This window comes from Xenorhabdus bovienii (assembly GCF_024721015.1).
GTDB classification, from domain to species: domain Bacteria; phylum Pseudomonadota; class Gammaproteobacteria; order Enterobacterales; family Enterobacteriaceae; genus Xenorhabdus; species Xenorhabdus bovienii.
This window is the reverse complement of the sequence record NZ_JANAIF010000040.1, coordinates 1-16,987: the sequence shown is the minus strand read 5'-3', so window position 1 is coordinate 16,987 and position 16,987 is coordinate 1. Positions and strand designations below refer to the sequence as shown.

At 46.6% G+C, this 16,987-nt stretch carries 13 protein-coding genes; 3 read left to right on the top strand and 10 right to left on the bottom strand.

Annotation, left to right across the window (positions count from 1 at the left end):
* Positions 1 to 149: 149 nt before the first annotated feature.
* The gene (yfbR, locus tag NXS07_RS11880; protein ID WP_038207584.1) at positions 150 to 731 is read left to right on the top strand and encodes a 5'-deoxynucleotidase; all 582 of its coding nucleotides are present in this window, start codon (positions 150 to 152) and stop codon (positions 729 to 731) included.
* An 85-nt stretch (positions 732 to 816) separates the two neighbouring features.
* Here yfbR and NXS07_RS11875 read toward each other — a convergent pair whose 3' ends face one another.
* The 4 genes from NXS07_RS11875 to yfbV all read right to left on the bottom strand — a co-directional run bounded on the left by NXS07_RS11875 (position 817) and on the right by yfbV (position 4,604).
* A complete protein-coding gene (locus NXS07_RS11875) occupies positions 817 to 2,646 on the bottom strand; it encodes an SLC13 family permease (protein WP_038223562.1) in 1,830 nt (609 codons plus the stop codon).
* A gap of 162 nt (positions 2,647 to 2,808) precedes the next feature.
* Positions 2,809 to 3,477: a sugar phosphatase gene (locus NXS07_RS11870; protein WP_196244677.1), complete on the bottom strand. Its 669-nt coding sequence runs from the start codon at positions 3,475 to 3,477 to the stop codon at positions 2,809 to 2,811.
* Positions 3,478 to 3,504: 27 nt separating this feature from the next.
* Entirely contained in the window at positions 3,505 to 3,999 is a 495-nt protein-coding gene (locus NXS07_RS11865) for a YfbU family protein (RefSeq protein ID WP_258086805.1), read from the bottom strand.
* A 149-nt stretch (positions 4,000 to 4,148) separates the two neighbouring features.
* Positions 4,149 to 4,604 (bottom strand): terminus macrodomain insulation protein YfbV, encoded by a 456-nt coding sequence (yfbV, locus tag NXS07_RS11860; protein WP_038207575.1) that lies wholly within the window; start codon positions 4,602 to 4,604, stop codon positions 4,149 to 4,151.
* A 264-nt stretch (positions 4,605 to 4,868) separates the two neighbouring features.
* Between yfbV and ackA the strand changes: the two genes are divergently transcribed.
* Together ackA and pta are read left to right on the top strand one after the other, a co-directional pair.
* Positions 4,869 to 6,071: an acetate kinase gene (ackA, locus tag NXS07_RS11855; RefSeq protein WP_038192962.1), complete on the top strand. Its 1,203-nt coding sequence runs from the start codon at positions 4,869 to 4,871 to the stop codon at positions 6,069 to 6,071.
* A gap of 162 nt (positions 6,072 to 6,233) precedes the next feature.
* On the top strand, positions 6,234 to 8,378 hold the full coding sequence (gene pta / locus NXS07_RS11850) for a phosphate acetyltransferase (protein ID WP_038223561.1): 2,145 nt from the start codon (positions 6,234 to 6,236) through the stop codon (positions 8,376 to 8,378).
* Positions 8,379 to 8,577: 199 nt separating this feature from the next.
* On the opposite strand, the gene NXS07_RS11845 is transcribed toward pta, so the two are convergent.
* Genes NXS07_RS11845 through NXS07_RS11820 form a run of 6 tightly spaced genes read right to left on the bottom strand, consistent with a single transcriptional unit; the run spans position 8,578 to position 16,144 of the window.
* On the bottom strand, positions 8,578 to 10,002 hold the full coding sequence (locus NXS07_RS11845) for an amino acid permease (RefSeq protein ID WP_038207568.1): 1,425 nt from the start codon (positions 10,000 to 10,002) through the stop codon (positions 8,578 to 8,580).
* Between the two features lie 21 nt (positions 10,003 to 10,023).
* On the bottom strand, positions 10,024 to 10,998 hold the full coding sequence (gene astE, locus NXS07_RS11840) for a succinylglutamate desuccinylase (RefSeq protein WP_051863028.1): 975 nt from the start codon (positions 10,996 to 10,998) through the stop codon (positions 10,024 to 10,026).
* Positions 10,999 to 11,010: 12 nt separating this feature from the next.
* Positions 11,011 to 12,354 carry an N-succinylarginine dihydrolase gene (gene astB / locus NXS07_RS11835; protein ID WP_258086804.1) on the bottom strand — a complete coding sequence of 448 codons (1,344 nt, stop codon included), beginning with the start codon at positions 12,352 to 12,354 and terminating at the stop codon, positions 11,011 to 11,013.
* A 36-nt stretch (positions 12,355 to 12,390) separates the two neighbouring features.
* Positions 12,391 to 13,869 carry a succinylglutamate-semialdehyde dehydrogenase gene (astD, locus tag NXS07_RS11830; protein WP_038223558.1) on the bottom strand — a complete coding sequence of 493 codons (1,479 nt, stop codon included), beginning with the start codon at positions 13,867 to 13,869 and terminating at the stop codon, positions 12,391 to 12,393.
* Positions 13,866 to 14,912 carry an arginine N-succinyltransferase gene (gene astA / locus NXS07_RS11825; RefSeq protein ID WP_038207560.1) on the bottom strand — a complete coding sequence of 349 codons (1,047 nt, stop codon included), beginning with the start codon at positions 14,910 to 14,912 and terminating at the stop codon, positions 13,866 to 13,868. Before astA ends, astD begins: the two co-directional genes overlap by 4 nt.
* A gap of 20 nt (positions 14,913 to 14,932) precedes the next feature.
* Positions 14,933 to 16,144, bottom strand: coding sequence for an aspartate aminotransferase family protein (locus tag NXS07_RS11820; RefSeq protein ID WP_038207558.1), 1,212 nt, complete (start codon positions 16,142 to 16,144; stop codon positions 14,933 to 14,935).
* Positions 16,145 to 16,987: the final 843 nt, after the last annotated feature.

The following is a 16,987-nucleotide window of genomic DNA, read 5'->3' as shown; positions in this document are numbered from 1 at the left end:
CTAATATCTCTATGCCACACATATCCCCCACATTCTCATTCAGTACAGATTCCAATTGCCTTTCACAACTTATTTTGGCTCCTAATGGGTTTACTTCCACCCTGGCTCCGCCCACAATTAATCACATTGTCCCGCAGCAAGAGAAAATTATGAGTCATTTTTTCGCCCAGTTATCTCGCCTGAAGTTGATCAATCGCTGGCCTCTCATGCGAAATGTGCGTACAGAAAATGTTTCAGAGCACAGTTTGCAAGTCGCTTTTGTCGCCCACGCACTGGCGGTGATCAAAAACCGTAAATTCAACGGCAGTACCAATGCCGAACGGATCGCCCTGCTGGCCATGTACCATGATGCCAGCGAAGTCATCACCGGAGATCTGCCTACTCCAATTAAATATTACAATCCCCAAATTGCCCACGAATACAAAAAAATAGAAAAAATCGCCCAACATAAATTATTGGCTATGCTGCCTTCTGAATTACAGGATGATTTTCGCTCTATTTTGGATGATCAGCTTCACACGGATGAAGAAACTGCCATTGTCAAACAGGCCGATGCGTTATGTGCTTATTTGAAATGTCTGGAAGAGCTATCGGCTGGCAATGCTGAATTCAATCAGGCCAAATCACGATTGGAAAAAACATTGGCCGAACGCCACAGTGAAGAGATGGATTATTTTCTGACAGTGTTTGTGCCAAGTTTCAGTCTTTCCCTTGATGAAATCAGCCTGTAACCACAATGCAGCTTCCTTGATGCGGAAGCTGCATTATTTAAACTTAGCCAACTGAAATCCCTGAAACAGTAGATTGGGAAAAAGATCAGAATGGAAAAAGTATCGGGATCATCGCCACACTAATCCCCATGACGATCAGCGTAAAAGGTACGCCAAGTTTCAGGAAATCAACAAATCGATATCCACCAGGCCCCAGTATCAGCGTATTGACGGGAGATGAAACAGGCGTCATAAACGCAGCCGAAGCCGCAACACCAATAATCATAGCAAAGGGCAAGGGTGAAACAGACATCTGTTTCGCCGCAGCAATAGCAATCGGCGCCATCAATACGGCAGTTGCTGTATTGGAAATAAACAACCCGATCAGCGCACAGAGTACAAACAGGCACAACAGCATCACCCGTGGCCCCATGTTGCCGGCAATATCCATCAAGCCTTTAACAATTAAATCAATACCGCCCGTTTTCTGTAGTGCTAGAGCAAAAGGCATCATCCCGACAATCAAAATGATGCTCGGCCAGTGAATGGCACGATAGGCGCTTTCCATATCGATACAGCGAAATTTTCCCATCAGCAGGCAGGCAATCAAGGCAGCAACAAAATTGGGAATTTCATTGGTCAGCATCATCGCCACCATCAGGGCAAGGCAAAACAGAGCATGAGGTGCCTGTGATGCTGCGGGAGCGGCACTTTCCACTTCAACGGGCAGGTTCAGCACAATGAAATCAGGTGTTTTGGTTTTCAATGCACGAATCAGTTTCCAGTCGCCAATCACCAGTAAGATGTCACCAAGGTGTACAGGTTCATCGACTAATTTGTCAACAATGGCTTTACCGCTACGACGAATCCCCACCACGTTGAGACCATAACGTGTGCGAAATTTCATATCACGCAACGATTTCCCCAATAGTTCTGATTCAGGGATCACAGAAACTTCGGCCATTCCCACATCACGGGACTGTTCCGAAAAATATTCCCCGCGCAATATCATCGGCTCTAACCGTTGCTCGCTGCAAAATTCTCGCAGATCCACATCGCTATCGGACATATCCACCAGCAGCACATCCTGCTGATGTAACTCAGTTTCGCCGGTGGCCGCTACCATCACCCGACGAAACTTCCTCCAGCGTTCAATACCAATCACATTGGCACCATAGTGGGCGCGCAGACTCAATTCATCCAGCGCACGGCCAATCAATGGGGAACCTTCGCGGACAGTAAGACGGCGGGCACGGCCAGCTAATTTATAGTCGCGGATCAAATCACGGAACGTACGATGGTAACGTTCGTCCAGTTTCTGAGGCGTTTTCACACCTAGCCAACGACGGGTAACAAGCATGTAAACAATTCCCGCCAGCAACACTAAAATACCTATCGGCGTAATGGAAAAAAAGTCAAAGCCCCGCAGACCTTCACGCACCAATTCACTATTGACCACCATATTGGGTGGTGTTGCGACCAGCGTCATCATGCCACTGATCAAACCAGCAAAACCCAACGGCATCATCAGCCGGCCTGGAGAGGTTTTCACTCTAGCGGCGACACTCAGGACAACAGGAATAAAGATAGCCACAATCCCCGTGGAGCTCATGAAAGCCCCCAGCCCGGCAACTGACAGCATCAGCAGAGCCAGCATTTTGGTTTCACTTCTACCGGCAACACGAACCAGCCAATCCCCCATCTGGTAGGCAACGCCTGTCCTCACTAGCCCTTCGCCAATGACAAACAGAGCAGCAATCAACAAGACATTCGGATCACTGAAACCGATGGTGGCTTCATTCAGGGAGAGCGTACCACTCAGGACAAATGCGATAATCACCAATAACGCCACAACATCCATTCTGACTTTATTGGTGGTGAAAAGAACAATGGCTACTAATAGCAGGGTCAATACCCACAACAGTTCGCTATTCAATATGGCCTCTATCAACAGTATCTAATCAGCTATACCTTAAGGAATATCCCATCAGCAATACCAATCTGCCGATAGGCAGATTGGGCGTTATCAAGAGCCTATCGGTATAGGCATTAAGCGCGTAAGTAGACCATTTTTCTCAGGATAAATCCCTCGTTAAGATCAACAATTTTCCTCATTTGAGGCATAAATTGTTACATAACCGCCAGATTTGCTAATTTCAATGTCTTCCAGATTATTGAGCACAAGATGAAGTTCATCACGACGTGGAATACCCGGCGCATTATGGACAACCACCACCTGACAGCCAGCATCCAAACCAGCATGAATACCAGCAGCAGCATCTTCAAAAACCACACACTCCTCTGGCGGCAGCCCCAGCATACTGGCTCCCAGCAGATAAGGCTCAGGGTTTGGTTTCCCATTTTTGACACTCTCAGCAGTAACCCAATGAGCGGGTTCAGGCAACTCCGCCACTTTATGGCGGACAGAAGCAAGGGGAACCGTACACGAAGTCACTATCGCCCACGGAATGTCCAACGCATTGAGTTTATCAATCAGCGCAACCGCACCGGGTAAGGCAGTAACTCCTTCTGTATCTTCTGATTCGATTTTTTCAATCCACTTAAAAGTGCGATTGATTTCCTCTTCACTTGCATCAGGCATAAAATGACGTAGTGATATCATGGCCGGAGTACCATGAACAAAACTCAACACTTCATCTCTATCGATGCTCATTTTATCTGCAAACTGGCACCATGCACGCTCAACTACCGGTAATGAATCAATCAACGTGCCATCCAGATCGAATAAGAAACCTCTGCATTTCAGTACCACACCCAACTCCTCCAAACGCAATCATGCGTTAATAATCTGACATATCTCAACGGTGCTCAGGTGATATTGGCGAGGACAGGACAACCATAACGCCAACATGCGCTGATACTTATCCCACATCGGCGTCTGCAAGTTAAACCCATGACTGCCGGAATCAAAATGAGTATAGCGTCCTTCTGTATTCACCATGAAACGAACATAGGCAAGATAGTGCGGCTCAGTGGCTGCATCAAAGCCCAAGAATACCATGCGACGCTCATCCAGCTCCTGCTTGTCTTTCAGGTTGCTCCATGAAACGTGCAGCGCATGATACATTTCCATGATATTGACAATAAGGCGACAAGTCTCTTCAGATAATTCACCAAAATCACGATCTAATTCACGCAATTGTAACCCAAAGCCTCGTTCGATGACTGTCTGGTAACGACGATAGCGTTCCGTATGTTCAGGCTCCAGCATGGACATGATTTTGTATTGATTAGAGAGAATTAGGCGTTGTGCATGGGTCATTTCCATTGTGGAATTCCTTAAAGAGAAGGATCTATCTTGACCACATCATCGCACTACCCATTTTTTATGAGTAGCGCAAAACAACCATTTATTGATCTGAAAGGGGGTTTATCAGTTAATTGATTCAGCAACCGTCAGGGCGGGGATCTGACGGTTCAAATATCATCAAGGAAAGCGTTATCTAATTGCTTGAATGCCCGTTTAAGCAATTCAGCCAGCGAGAAGTAGGTTGGTGTGCTTTCCACAGGCATCATGGCAATCCCCGCTTCGGCAAATTTCTCACGAATTTCATAAAACCATTTCAGCAGCCCTTCTGGTAAAGGCGTTGCTGCACGTTTTCCCAACCACCATAATCCCTGCAACGGCAAACTACAGGCAAACAGCGCGGTTGCGACAGATGGCTCCAATTGCCCACCCAGTGCAATTTGCCACGTCAAGGTAAAGATTGCCAGCGGCGGCATAAAACGAATGCCAAAACGGGTCGCTCTGATAATGCGATTTTCAGGGAAAACCGGCGCGAGCTGTTTTTCCAGCGGCCACGTTTTCAAATATTGCTGCCCTAATTGTACTCTCTTAAACCAACCTTGGTTGACAGGTGGCGTCGTATTCATCATGACCTCAATCAATTAAAGGTATAATTTTTAAAAAATCTCTACAACAGATAAAATCTTTTTTGTAGTATTAATACTATTAAGTATATTTTGTCTTTATTGCTAGCAAACGGTATCCTACACAGACTTTTATGTTGTTGCAGTAGCAAAACAGAAAAATTGCCCTTTTTCGCAACACGTTGGTTCAGTTTGTTAACAGATTGTTTCATTTTTTAACATTATTCTTATTCAAGATTAGATCACAACAAGATAATAGGTATTTCCATGTCAAGTAAGCTGGTACTGGTTCTTAACTGCGGTAGCTCCTCCCTGAAATTCGCTATCATCAATCCTGCCAATGGTGAAGAATATCTTTCTGGTTTAGCAGAGTGCTTTACCCTGCCTGAAGCCCGTATTAAATGGAAAATGGATGGCGCGAAAAACGAAGCTGCTTTAGGTGCCGGCGCAGCACACAGTGAAGCATTGAACTTTATTGTTAATACTATTTTGTCTGAAAAGCCAGAACTTTCTGCGCAAATTTCAGCCATCGGCCATCGTATCGTTCACGGCGGTGAAAAGTTCACTTCTTCCGTTGTTATCACTGATGAAGTGATCCAAGGTATTGAAGCTGCTATCCCATTCGCACCACTGCACAATCCTGCTCACCTGATTGGTATCGCAGAAGCGAAAAAAGGATTCCCTCATCTGGTTGAGAAAAACATTGCAGTATTTGACACTGCATTCCACCAGACTATGCCTGAAGAAGCGTACCTGTACGCTCTGCCATACAACTTGTACAAAGAGCATGGCATCCGTCGTTATGGCGCACATGGCACCAGCCACTTCTATGTTACTCGTGAAGCTGCCAAAATGCTGAACAAGCCAGTGGAAGAGCTGAACGTCATCACCTGCCATCTGGGCAATGGTGGTTCTGTTTCTGCTATTGTTAACGGTCAGTGTGTTGACACTTCCATGGGTCTGACTCCACTAGAAGGTCTGGTGATGGGGACTCGCAGTGGTGACATCGATCCTGCTATCGTATTCCACCTGCACGATGCAATGGGCATGAGCGTTGATCAGATCAATACTCTGCTGACTAAAGAATCTGGCTTCCTGGGTCTGACTGAAGTCACCAGCGACTGCCGTTATGTAGAAGATAACTACGAAACCAAAACTGATGCTAAACGTGCAATGGACGTTTACTGCCACCGGCTGGCGAAATACATCGGCGCATACAGCGCACTGATGGAAGGCCGTCTGGATGCGATTATCTTTACTGGCGGCATCGGTGAAAACTCCTCACTAGTTCGTGAACTGGCAGTGAAAAAAGTTGCTCTGCTGGGCTTCGAGTATGATCACGAGCGTAATATTGCCGCCCGATTCGGCAAATCCGGCGTTATCACCACTGATAACAGCCGCCCTGCTCTGGTGATCCCAACCAATGAAGAATTGGTGATCGCTCAGGATGCAGCGCGCCTGACCGCATAAGTAATATGATTTCCAGAACCGCCAGCAATGCTGGCGGTTCTCTATTCATGAATGCATTGATTAATATTTCATTGATATCTATTGCGTTGACTCATTTTTCGTCTATTCATATAGCATTGAGTCACGTTGATTGACTGACGAGCAACCGTTAAAGAGGTTTCCGTGTCCCGCATAATTATGTTGATCCCTACTGGCACCAGCGTTGGTTTAACCAGTGTCAGCCTGGGTGTAATTCGCTCCATGGAGCGAAAAGGCGTTCGCCTGAGTGTTTTCAAACCTATCGCACAGCCACGTCATACTGGTTCTCAAGATCAAACCACATCCATCATCCGTTCTCACTCCAGCATGCACGCTGCTGAACCACTGGATATGGCACATGTGGAATCCCTGCTGACCACTAATCAGAAAGATGTGTTGATGGAAGAAATCGTGGCTCGTTACCACGCAAACACCAAAGATGCAGAAGTGGTTCTGATCGAAGGCTTGGTGCCAACTCGTAAACATCCATTTGCGCAGTCACTGAACTATGAAATTGCCAAAACACTGAATGCAGAAATCGTGTTTGTCACGGCACTGGGCACTCATTCTCCAGAACAGTTAAAAGAGCAGATTGAACTGAGCCGTGCAGAATACGGTGGTATCAAAAACCAGAACATCATCGGTGTGATTGTTAACAAACTGAATGCACCTGTTGATGAACAAGGCCGTACTCGCCCAGATTTATCAGAAATCTTCGACGAAGCCTCCAAAGCGACCGTTGCCTACATCGATCCAAAAACCGTATTCAAAAACAGCCCACTCCCTATTCTCGGTTGCATTCCGTGGAGTTTCGACCTGATCGCAACCCGTGCAATCGACATGGCGAAACACCTGAAAGCAGACATTATCAACGAAGGTGCCATTCAGAGCCGTCGTATTAAATCGGTGACTTTCTGTGCTCGCAGCATTCCTAACATGCTGGAATACTTCCGTCCAGGTTCCCTGCTGGTCACTTCTGCTGACCGTCCTGACGTGCTGATCACGGCATGTCTGGCCGCAATGAATGGTGTTGACGTAGGTGCAGTTCTGCTGACCGGCGGCTACGCTATTGATGATTCTATCCGTGAACTGTGCGAACGCGCATTCAGCACTGGCCTGCCGGTTTTCACAGTGAAAACCAACACTTGGCAAACCTCCCTGAACCTGCAAAGCTTCAGCCTGGAAGTTCCTGCGGATGATCATGAGCGTATCGAAAAACTGCAAGACTACGTTGCACAGCACATCAGCAGCGGGTGGATCGATTCTCTGGCAGCCACTTCTGAGCGTCCAAACCGTCTGTCTCCACCTGCATTCCGTTATCAACTGACCGAATTGGCACGTCAGGCTGGCAAACGTATCGTTCTGCCAGAAGGCGACGAGCCACGTACGGTCAAAGCTGCGGCTATCTGTGCTGAACGTGGCATTGCGGAATGTATTCTGCTGGGTGATCCGGAAGAAATCCGCCGTGTAGCTGCGGCTCAAGGTGTTGAACTCGGTGCGGGCGTTGAACTTGTTAACCCAGCCGCCGTGCGCGAGCGTTACGTTCCGCGTCTGGTTGAACTGCGTAAAAGCAAAGGCATGACCGAAGTTGTGGCACGTGAGCAACTGGAAGACAACGTTGTTCTGGGTACGCTGATGCTGGAACAAGGCGAAGTTGACGGTCTGGTTTCCGGTGCAGTTCACACCACGGCGAACACCATTCGTCCACCGTTGCAGTTAATTAAAACAGCACCAAACAGCTCACTGGTTTCTTCTGTCTTCTTCATGTTACTGCCAGAACAAGTACTGGTTTACGGCGACTGTGCGATCAACCCAGATCCAACCGCAGAGCAACTGTCTGAAATCGCCATCCAATCTGCGGATTCAGCCAAAGCATTCGGCATCGATCCTCGCGTTGCGATGATCTCCTACTCCACGGGTAACTCTGGTGCGGGCAGCGATGTAGAGAAAGTTCGCGAAGCGACGCGTCTGGCACAGGAAAAACGCCCGGATCTGATCATCGATGGTCCATTGCAGTACGACGCGGCTATCATGGCAGACGTAGCAAAATCCAAAGCGCCAAACTCACCCGTGGCGGGTCAGGCTACTGTGTTCATTTTCCCAGACCTGAACACCGGTAACACCACTTATAAAGCAGTGCAGCGTTCTGCGGATCTGGTTTCCATCGGGCCAATGCTGCAAGGGATGCGCAAGCCAGTTAACGACCTGTCCCGTGGCGCATTGGTTGATGACATCATTTATACCGTTGCACTGACTGCGATTCAGGCGGCTCAACAAGAAAACGCGTAATTTTCTATTTATTGAGTCGTTTTATCTGGTTGTGAGAAACATGATGAGATAACTGAGACAGGTAAAATAACCCCATTCTTTTTGGCTGGGGTTATTTTTTTATAGTAATAATCAATTAAATATTCGATAAGCCTTTTTATAAAAACCATAATATTAAAGACCAATATAAATCCCTTTGCTCCATTTAATTAACTATAGATTAATTTACCACTCTTTCTTCTGTTGCATGTTGCTTACGACTTTTCCGCATGCGCCACAAAACTTCCAATATCACAAACCAAATGGGTGTGCCATATAATGCAACGCGAGTATCGTAGTCAAACACCATAATCACCACTGTGAAAGCAAAAAATATCAAGGTACACCATGTCATTGGTATGCCCATGGGCATTTTATAGATGGAAATTTTATGCAGATCAGGGCGTTTTTTACGGTAAGCCAGATAAGCAATCAATATCATTGCCCAGCTATAAATGACCATGATAGCCGCCACCGTTGATACAATGGTAAATAATTTCATCACGTTGGGGACAATGAACAGCAGGAATACTCCGCTTGCCATGCAGATAACAGAAAATATCAAACTGAAGATGGGAACTGCACTGCTCACTGAGAGTTGGGCGAATTTACCATGCGCCAGCTTTTCTGTGGACAAGCCATACAGCATCCGGGTACACGCGTATAAGCCACTGTTAGCCGAGGACATCGCCGAAGTCAGAGCGACAAAATTAATCACCGCCGCCGCCGCAGGCAACCCAGCCAACGCAAACAGCGTCACAAACGGGCTGACTTCAGGGGAAATATTCTGCCACGAAGTTACGGCGATAATGCACATAATGGAAAGCACATAGAAAATGATGATCCTGATGGGAATAGTGTTGATGGCTTTCGGTAAGACTTTTTCTGGTTCTTTAGTTTCCGCAGTCACTGTGCCAACCAGCTCAATGCCAGTAAAAGAGAAAATGGCAATCTGAAAACCTGCCAGAAACCCAAACATCCCGTTCGGCAAGAACACTTCAGGATCAGTCAAATGACGAACAGACGCTGTCACGCCATTAGGCGATGTCCATCCGACAAACACCATGCCGACACCGACGATAATCAGTGCTACGATTGCCACGACTTTGATCATGGCGAACCAGAATTCAGTTTCACCGAATAACCGTACCGAACAGAAATTACACAAACATATCAGCCCCAAAAGTGACAGAGCCGTGAACCAGAGTGAGACATCAGGAAACCAATATTGGATATAGCCACCACACACTACAACATCCGCAATACAGCTGACGACCCAGCTCATCCAGTATGTCCAGCCAAGAAAATAACTGGCTTTCTCGCCGAGATAATCCGCTACAAAATCAGCAAAGGTTCGGTAATCCAATTTTGTGAGCAACAGTTCTCCCATTGCCCGCATGACCATGAAAGCAAAAAAACCGATCAGCAGGTAAGTCAGGATTATTGAAGTGCCTGATACAGCAATGGTTTTTCCCGTTCCCATAAACAACCCTGTACCAATGGCTCCTCCAATGGCAATTAATTGAACATGACGTTTGCCTAATCCGCGGTGAAGTTTCTGCGCACCTGCGGATTGCTCCACAGGTGTTTTTACCGTCCTCGTCATCGATAACCTCCATAGGATTCTTTACGTTAATTGCACTAGCAATAGACCCGCACGCTGACCAATGGCAACATGAGCGTTGGGAAATAGAATAAAGTTTGCAGGAGAAGCAATTTTCCAGAATTGATTCGGCTGGCTGGCAATTTCGAACCCGTCCGGCAGCGCAGTGAAGTTTTTTGTATCCTCAGGAATATGGAGCCGAAAACTGTCCTCTTGTTTGATAATCGCGTCGATTACACGGTAACGCTTCATTGTCGGTTTTTCCCGTTTAATCAAAAACGAACCCGCCACGACATCGCGTAATGCAAGCGTAATATTGTTGAATCTGCTCAGGTCGTTCTGCCCAAAAGGACGCGCTTTACCCACCTCCATCGTGCAACTCTCTACGTTGAAATGTTCACTGGTAAAGTGACTGAACGTCCCGCCTGCTGCGTTATGGAAGACCAGAGCATCAATATCGCTCCCCTCCAGCCACTGTAGGAAATCAGATGCATATTCACGAGCCTGAAACGGCAGCAAGGCAAACTGTTCATGGCAGGAACCCCGAATTGCCGTATGCAGATCAAGGTGCCAGCGCCGTGTTGATGCCCTAACCGCTGGCTCACGAAAGAACTGGTGAACAACCGCTTCCAACTCCATCGCTCGTTTCGATTCATTCCCTAAAGGAAAATTCTGGTGACGGCCACCAAACATGCGATTGAGATCATTATCGATATAACGCTTATTTTCACGCATGGCTGGGACATTACCGAAAATCAGCAGAAGGTTGTGCTGCAACGGTAGATTTCCCTGAGCGAGTTGCGACACCAGCTGAATCAGGATCTCCACGGGCGCGGTTTCATTCCCGTGGATACCGACGGAGAGAATCAACGTATCCGCTTTGCTCTCCTGTGGCAGCAACTGCAATACTCCCTCCGCCAGCCATGAGGCTTTTAAAGTGGGAGGGAAATGCAGAGCATCCTCAAGTTTCTTTTCAAACAATAAGTTCAATAAATCCATTTTTTCTCCTGATTAACGCTGAAACTCATAGATCGAACCGAGCTTGAGGATCTGAGTCAGTTCATCAAGGGCAAAATAGACTTCATTCAGCAATTGGGGATCAACCAAATCTGCGGTATACAGGGAATCACGATAATACCGTTCAACCCAAGAAGTCAGGCGTTGATACAGTTCTGGCGTCATCAAAACAGCCTGATTCACCGCCGCTAATTCCTGTTCTTTCAAGACGACGCGCAACCGCAGGCAGGCAGGGCCTCCGCCATTACGCATACTTTCCCGTAAATCAAAAAAGTGGAGTTTCTTGATAGGGGAATCAGCACCCGCAACTAAAGCCTGCAAATATGTCCAGACATTGGCATTCTGGCGACATTCTTCTGGCAAGATCAGCATCATGTCGCCATTAGGCTGGCTCAATAACTGACTGTTAAAAAGATAGGATCCAACCGCATCCTGAAGCGTCACTTGTGATGAAGGGACTTCAATCGCAATCAATTTTTGCCCAAGCCGCGCCATTTTTTCCTCAAGTTCAGCTAATACGGACTGCTGATTCACAAGCGCCTGCTGATGATGGAAAAAAACATTGCGGTTACTGACGGCGATCACGTCGTTATGAAACACCCCCCTATCAATGGCGACAGGGTTCTGCTGGGCAAATACCGTTTGAGCGGCCTCAAGTTGGTGCAGACGAGCGACCGCCTGGCTGGCTTCCAATGTCTGCCTTACCGGATAGCGTTTAGGTGCCGTGCCTTCCTGTAAAACACTGCGGCCATACACAAATAGCTGCACACCCGCTTCACCATATTCGCCGCAGAAACGATTATGGTTTGCCGCACCTTCATCTCCCCAGTCCCCATGTTGAGGCAAAGGATCATGATGGACAAAACAAGCCTGATCAGGAAAGACGGCTTCCAGCACTCGCGCGGTGACTGTACTTTCCAATGAACGATGCAGTTTGTTATTCAGGTTCGCCACCGTAAAATGGACTCGTTGATCAGCACTGTCAGCAGAAGGTGAAACCGTTGCTGCATTTGCTGTCCACATAGAAGAAGCGGAACTGAGATTAGACAGCAACAAGGGTGAATATTGTGCAGCTTTACTTAATACCTGCTCATCACTGCCAGTAAAACCCAACTGCCGCAGTGCAGGAAGATTAGGACGCTGCTGCGGGGGCAGAACCCCCTGAACCAGCCCCATATCAGACAGCGACTTCATTTTCATCAATCCCTGAAGCGCAGCTTTGCGGGGATTGGACTGTTGCCCCCGATGAGTCATCGAGGCTTCATTACCCATTGACAGCCCGGCGTAATGGTGAGTCATACCCACCAGGCCATCAAAATTTGCTTCAATTCCCGACATAATTACCTCTGCTCTCTAAGCTATTAATAACAAAAATCAAGAACGGAAAAAACCCAGACCCGGCGCAGGCGCATCAGGTAAAACCAGCTTGTCTGCCGTCAGAGATGCCATTGGCCAGGCACAATAATCTGCGGCATAGTACGCACTGGGACGATGATTGCCCGATGCACCCATGCCACCGAACGGGGCAGCGCTGGAGGCGCCAGTCAACGGTTTGTTCCAATTCACAATCCCTGCTCTTGCTTCCTGCAACAGATGCTCGAATAGAGCGGCATCCGGCGAAATCAACCCCGTTGCAAGACCAAAGCGCGTATCATTTGCGATGGAGATTGCTTCCTCAAAAATGTCATAACGCTTCAAGGTTAATAGAGGCCCGAAATATTCTTCGTCAGGAACCTCTTTGACATCGGTCAGATCGATAATGCCGGGTGTCATAAACGTTGAGTCAGGATCAGGTTGAGTCATAGTCAACAGCGAAACCCCGCCCAATGCCTGCAATCGTGACTGAGCATCCAGCAGATTTTCTACTGCGGGCAACGAGATCACTCCGCCTATAAACGGTTGGGGATCGGCATCCCAGCGAGATGGAATAATCTGACCTGCGGTATAAAGTAGCCGTTGAATCAGAGCATCCCCCTTCTCTCCACGTTTCACCAGCAGCCTGCGGGCGCAGGTACAGCGCTGCCCAGCGGAAATAAACGCAGATTGGATGATGGTGTAAACCGCAGCATCAAGATCGTCATAATCATCCACAATCAGAGCATTGTTGCCGCCCATTTCCAGCGCCAGCATTTTTTCAGGCTGACCCGCAAGCACGCGGTGGAAATGAAAACCTGTCGCTGCACTGCCGGTAAATAACACACCATCAATTTCACGGCTATCCAGCAATGCACCGCCTGTTTCCCTTCCCCCTTGAACCAGATTCAATACACCCGCAGGCAACCCCGCCTTGATCCATAATTGCACTGTTTTTTCCGCCGTCATGGGCGTCAATTCACTTGGCTTAAACACCAGTGTATTACCGGCAATCAACGCCGGAACAATATGGCCGTTAGGTAAATGGCCGGGGAAATTATAAGGGCCGAAAACTGCCATCACACCGTGGGGACGGTGCTGCAATATCGCCTTGCCATCTGGCATAGGCGTTTCTGAATAGCCAGTCCGCTGTTGCCATGCTTCAATGGAAATAGCAACTTTACCGATCATAGACTGAACTTCTGTCCTTGTTTCCCACAAAGGCTTACTGGTTTCTTCGCTGATCACACGGGCAATGGCCTCTTTTTCCTGTGTGAGTAAATCAGCAAACGCCTGAATAATGGCTATGCGTTTTTCAGCCGTCAGTTTCGCCCATGCCGGGAACGCCCTGCGGGCAGATTGACAAGCGTCATTTACTTGACTGGCAGAAGCACTGTTTGCCTGCCATAAAATCCGCTGATCAAGAGGAGAATATTTGATGACGGGTTCGCCTTGCCCTGCTACCCACCCGCTACCGATATAATTTGCTTGATGATTCATTGTGAAGATCCCTCAGAAAAAAGAGAAATAAAGCGCACAGCATCCCCCTCATCCACATGGAGCACTTCCATCTCCGCAGGAGTCAGTTGCAGTTCATCATGACTAAACGGATCAGGGATATTCAGGAGCAGTGCCTTAAAGTCCTGAAAATGCACATTGGAAACAATACACGGCACCCCATCACTCTGTCGGGAGACCTTTTCGCTTTTTTTGACATAGGCAAGCCGACTTGCCTTGATCGAACGCACATTATCAATTTCTGCTTGCAAGATGGCGCCTGCATCAAAAATATCGACCCCATCGTTATAGAAGAAACCTTCTTTTTCTAAGATGGCGCGAGCGGGTACGGTATTCTCATGCACCTGACCGATGGCTTTCTGCGCATCTTCCGGCAGTAGTGGTACATAAATGGGATGGAATGGCATCAATTCCGCAATAAACGTTCTTATACCAATGCCGGTCAAGTAATCGGCCTGAGCGAAAGGGATATTGAAAAAGTGTTGCCCAAGGGCATTCCAAAACGGGGATTCTCCCTGTAGATCCACCACCCCACGCATTTCCGCAAAAATAGATTTTGGAAAGAGATGCCTGAATGCCGAAATAAACAGGAAGCGGCTTCTGGAAAGGAAAACACCATTACCTCCCCCCTGATAATCAGGATCGAGGAACAACGTACATAACTCACTGCACCCCGTATAATCCTGCCCCACCATAAGCGTTTCAAATGTGTTGTAAACGCCCAGTTCACGGGATGCACGCACCGACCGCTGTAAACGGAAATTATAGAATGCTTCTTCCAGCCCTACCGCAACTTCCAGTGCACTAACACCAACAACACGATGCTTCTCCGTATCTTCCAGAGTAAATAGGAATCCCTGCTGTGCTCGTCCATTTACATCGTTAAATGAATCAATGCTGCGTGAAATCCGTGCCGTCAGGTATTCCTGATTGTGTGGCAGCGATGTCAGACCAACGCCAGCACGGGACGAAAGATCGAGAATATCCCCTAAATCTTGATGTTGAACGGATCTAAATAGCATCATGATATCACCTCAAACCTGTATTATTCCTGAACAAATCGCTTGAGGGCGTTTTCAAGACGGGCGAAACCGTCATTGATGTCCTGCTCTTCGATATTTAACGCAGGGGCAAAACGCAACACATTTGGACCGGCAATCAAGGCAATCAACCCTTCTTCCGCAGCGATATTGCTCAGGGTTTTAGCCTTACCCTGATATTTTTTCTCCAGTTCGGCTCCCAGCAGCAAGCCTTTTCCACGTAATTCACTGAACACGTGATAACGTTGGTTCAAATCTGACATACGCTTGATGAATTCATGATGACGCTCTTGTACTCCCGCCAGAAATTCCGGTTGGTTGACTAAAGCAACTACCTGATTGGCAACCGCCGCCGCCAGCGGATTACCGCCGAATGTTGTACCGTGTGAACCCGGCTGGAAAACTTCTGCTATAGGCTGTTTAACCAGCATGGCTCCGATAGGAAAACCTCCACCAAGACCTTTGGCGCTAGTCAGGATATCTGGCTCAACACCTGTTTCTTCGTAAGCATAAAAATACCCTGTCCGACCGACTCCTGTTTGGATTTCATCAAAAATCAACAATGCCTGATGTTGGTCACACAGTTCCCGCAAGGCTTTCAGGAAGGCAGGATCAGCAGGAATGACACCGCCTTCACCAATGATGGGTTCCACAATCACAGCACAAGTATTTTCCGAAATATGAGCTTTGATAGCGTCAATATCGTTATAGGGAAGATGGCTAATTTGTTGCGGCAATGGAGCGAAATCTTGTGAATATTTGGGTTGGCCGCCCACAGTCACGGTAAATAATGTTCTACCGTGGAAGGAATTTTCGAATGAAATGATTTCGTTTTTATGGCTGCCATATTTATCTAAAGCATATTTTCTCGCAATCTTTAGTGCGGCTTCATTCGCTTCAGCACCCGAATTACAGAAAAAAACCTTATCAGCAAAGGTATTTTCGACAAGTATTTTTGCCAGTTTCAAAACGGGCTCATTCGTATAACCATTACCAACGTGCCACATACTTTCTATTTGAGAAGTTAATACTTTCTTTAACTCATCATTGGCATGTCCCAATGAATTCACCGCGATACCACCGGCAAAATCAACGTACTCTTTCCCTTCCTGATCCCATACACGAGAGCCTTTAGCTCGGACAGGAATAAATTGAGCCGGTGAAAAACAAGGGACCATATACTGATCAAACCAGCTTCTCTGGATCGTGTTTGACATTTATTTTTCCTCAAAAAAGTAAATAACTAAAATAAAAATGAATTGATATACCATGAAATGTGATTTTTTAATTAATAGACTTACTCATATTTTCTATTAATTATTTCAATTAGTTTCCAATTACATTCTATGAATATCTTTTTCCATCCTTTAAGATTGCAAGCTGGATGCATCATCTCTTTGAGGCTTAACAAAGTCAATACAATGATATTACAAATAATTTACTTTATGATGTTTTTCACAATTTATAAAAGCGGTTTTATTTACAATTTATGCATAGTTTATGCATAAAAAATAAATAAAAAGAAGCATAAGTGAGGAGATAATAGGAATCAACCTGAATTGTTCAATAACTATTCATTTATCATGTAAGTATTTTACGATTACAATTTCAAAAAAAATTTGCAAATGGCTATTTTACTTTAAAATATAACAATATATTTAAAAATCAATATGTTAATAAATATTATCCTGAAAAATCCGTATTCCAGAGACAAAAACTACGATAAAAGCGGCACAAGAGTTCAGCAATTTACCTTTAGGTCATGAGTTAACTAAGAATCTATCCCAGTAAACGTAATGTTGTACACAGATTGTCCGCAGAAATCGGAGCGTGCACGTAGGTAATCAAGAATTAGTACGTGAGTAGGGTTCGCTGCGTACCTCCTTTCGAACCGCATTGAAGTACGTTCAAAAGCTATCGCTTTAATCTGAACACGGCCCAAATTCAAAATACCTAATAAAATAGCCCTAATAGGATGGGATTTATACGCAATTAACTTGAAGATGCAGGAATTAAAGTCTGGAAATTATCTGTCAACCGGGTGGTGAGTTCTTTCGCTT

Coding starts and splice junctions, on each gene's coding strand:
- yfbR (WP_038207584.1), top strand. CDS start 150: ATGAGTCATTTTTTCGCCCAGTTATCTCGCCTGAAGTTGATCAATCGC.
- NXS07_RS11865 (WP_258086805.1), bottom strand. CDS start 3,999: ATGGAAATGACCCATGCACAACGCCTAATTCTCTCTAATCAATACAAA.
- yfbV (WP_038207575.1), bottom strand. CDS start 4,604: ATGAATACGACGCCACCTGTCAACCAAGGTTGGTTTAAGAGAGTACAA.
- ackA (WP_038192962.1), top strand. CDS start 4,869: ATGTCAAGTAAGCTGGTACTGGTTCTTAACTGCGGTAGCTCCTCCCTG.
- NXS07_RS11845 (WP_038207568.1), bottom strand. CDS start 10,002: ATGACGAGGACGGTAAAAACACCTGTGGAGCAATCCGCAGGTGCGCAG.
- astE (WP_051863028.1), bottom strand. CDS start 10,998: ATGGATTTATTGAACTTATTGTTTGAAAAGAAACTTGAGGATGCTCTG.
- astB (WP_258086804.1), bottom strand. CDS start 12,354: ATGTCGGGAATTGAAGCAAATTTTGATGGCCTGGTGGGTATGACTCAC.
- astD (WP_038223558.1), bottom strand. CDS start 13,869: ATGAATCATCAAGCAAATTATATCGGTAGCGGGTGGGTAGCAGGGCAA.
- astA (WP_038207560.1), bottom strand. CDS start 14,912: ATGATGCTATTTAGATCCGTTCAACATCAAGATTTAGGGGATATTCTC.
- NXS07_RS11820 (WP_038207558.1), bottom strand. CDS start 16,144: ATGTCAAACACGATCCAGAGAAGCTGGTTTGATCAGTATATGGTCCCT.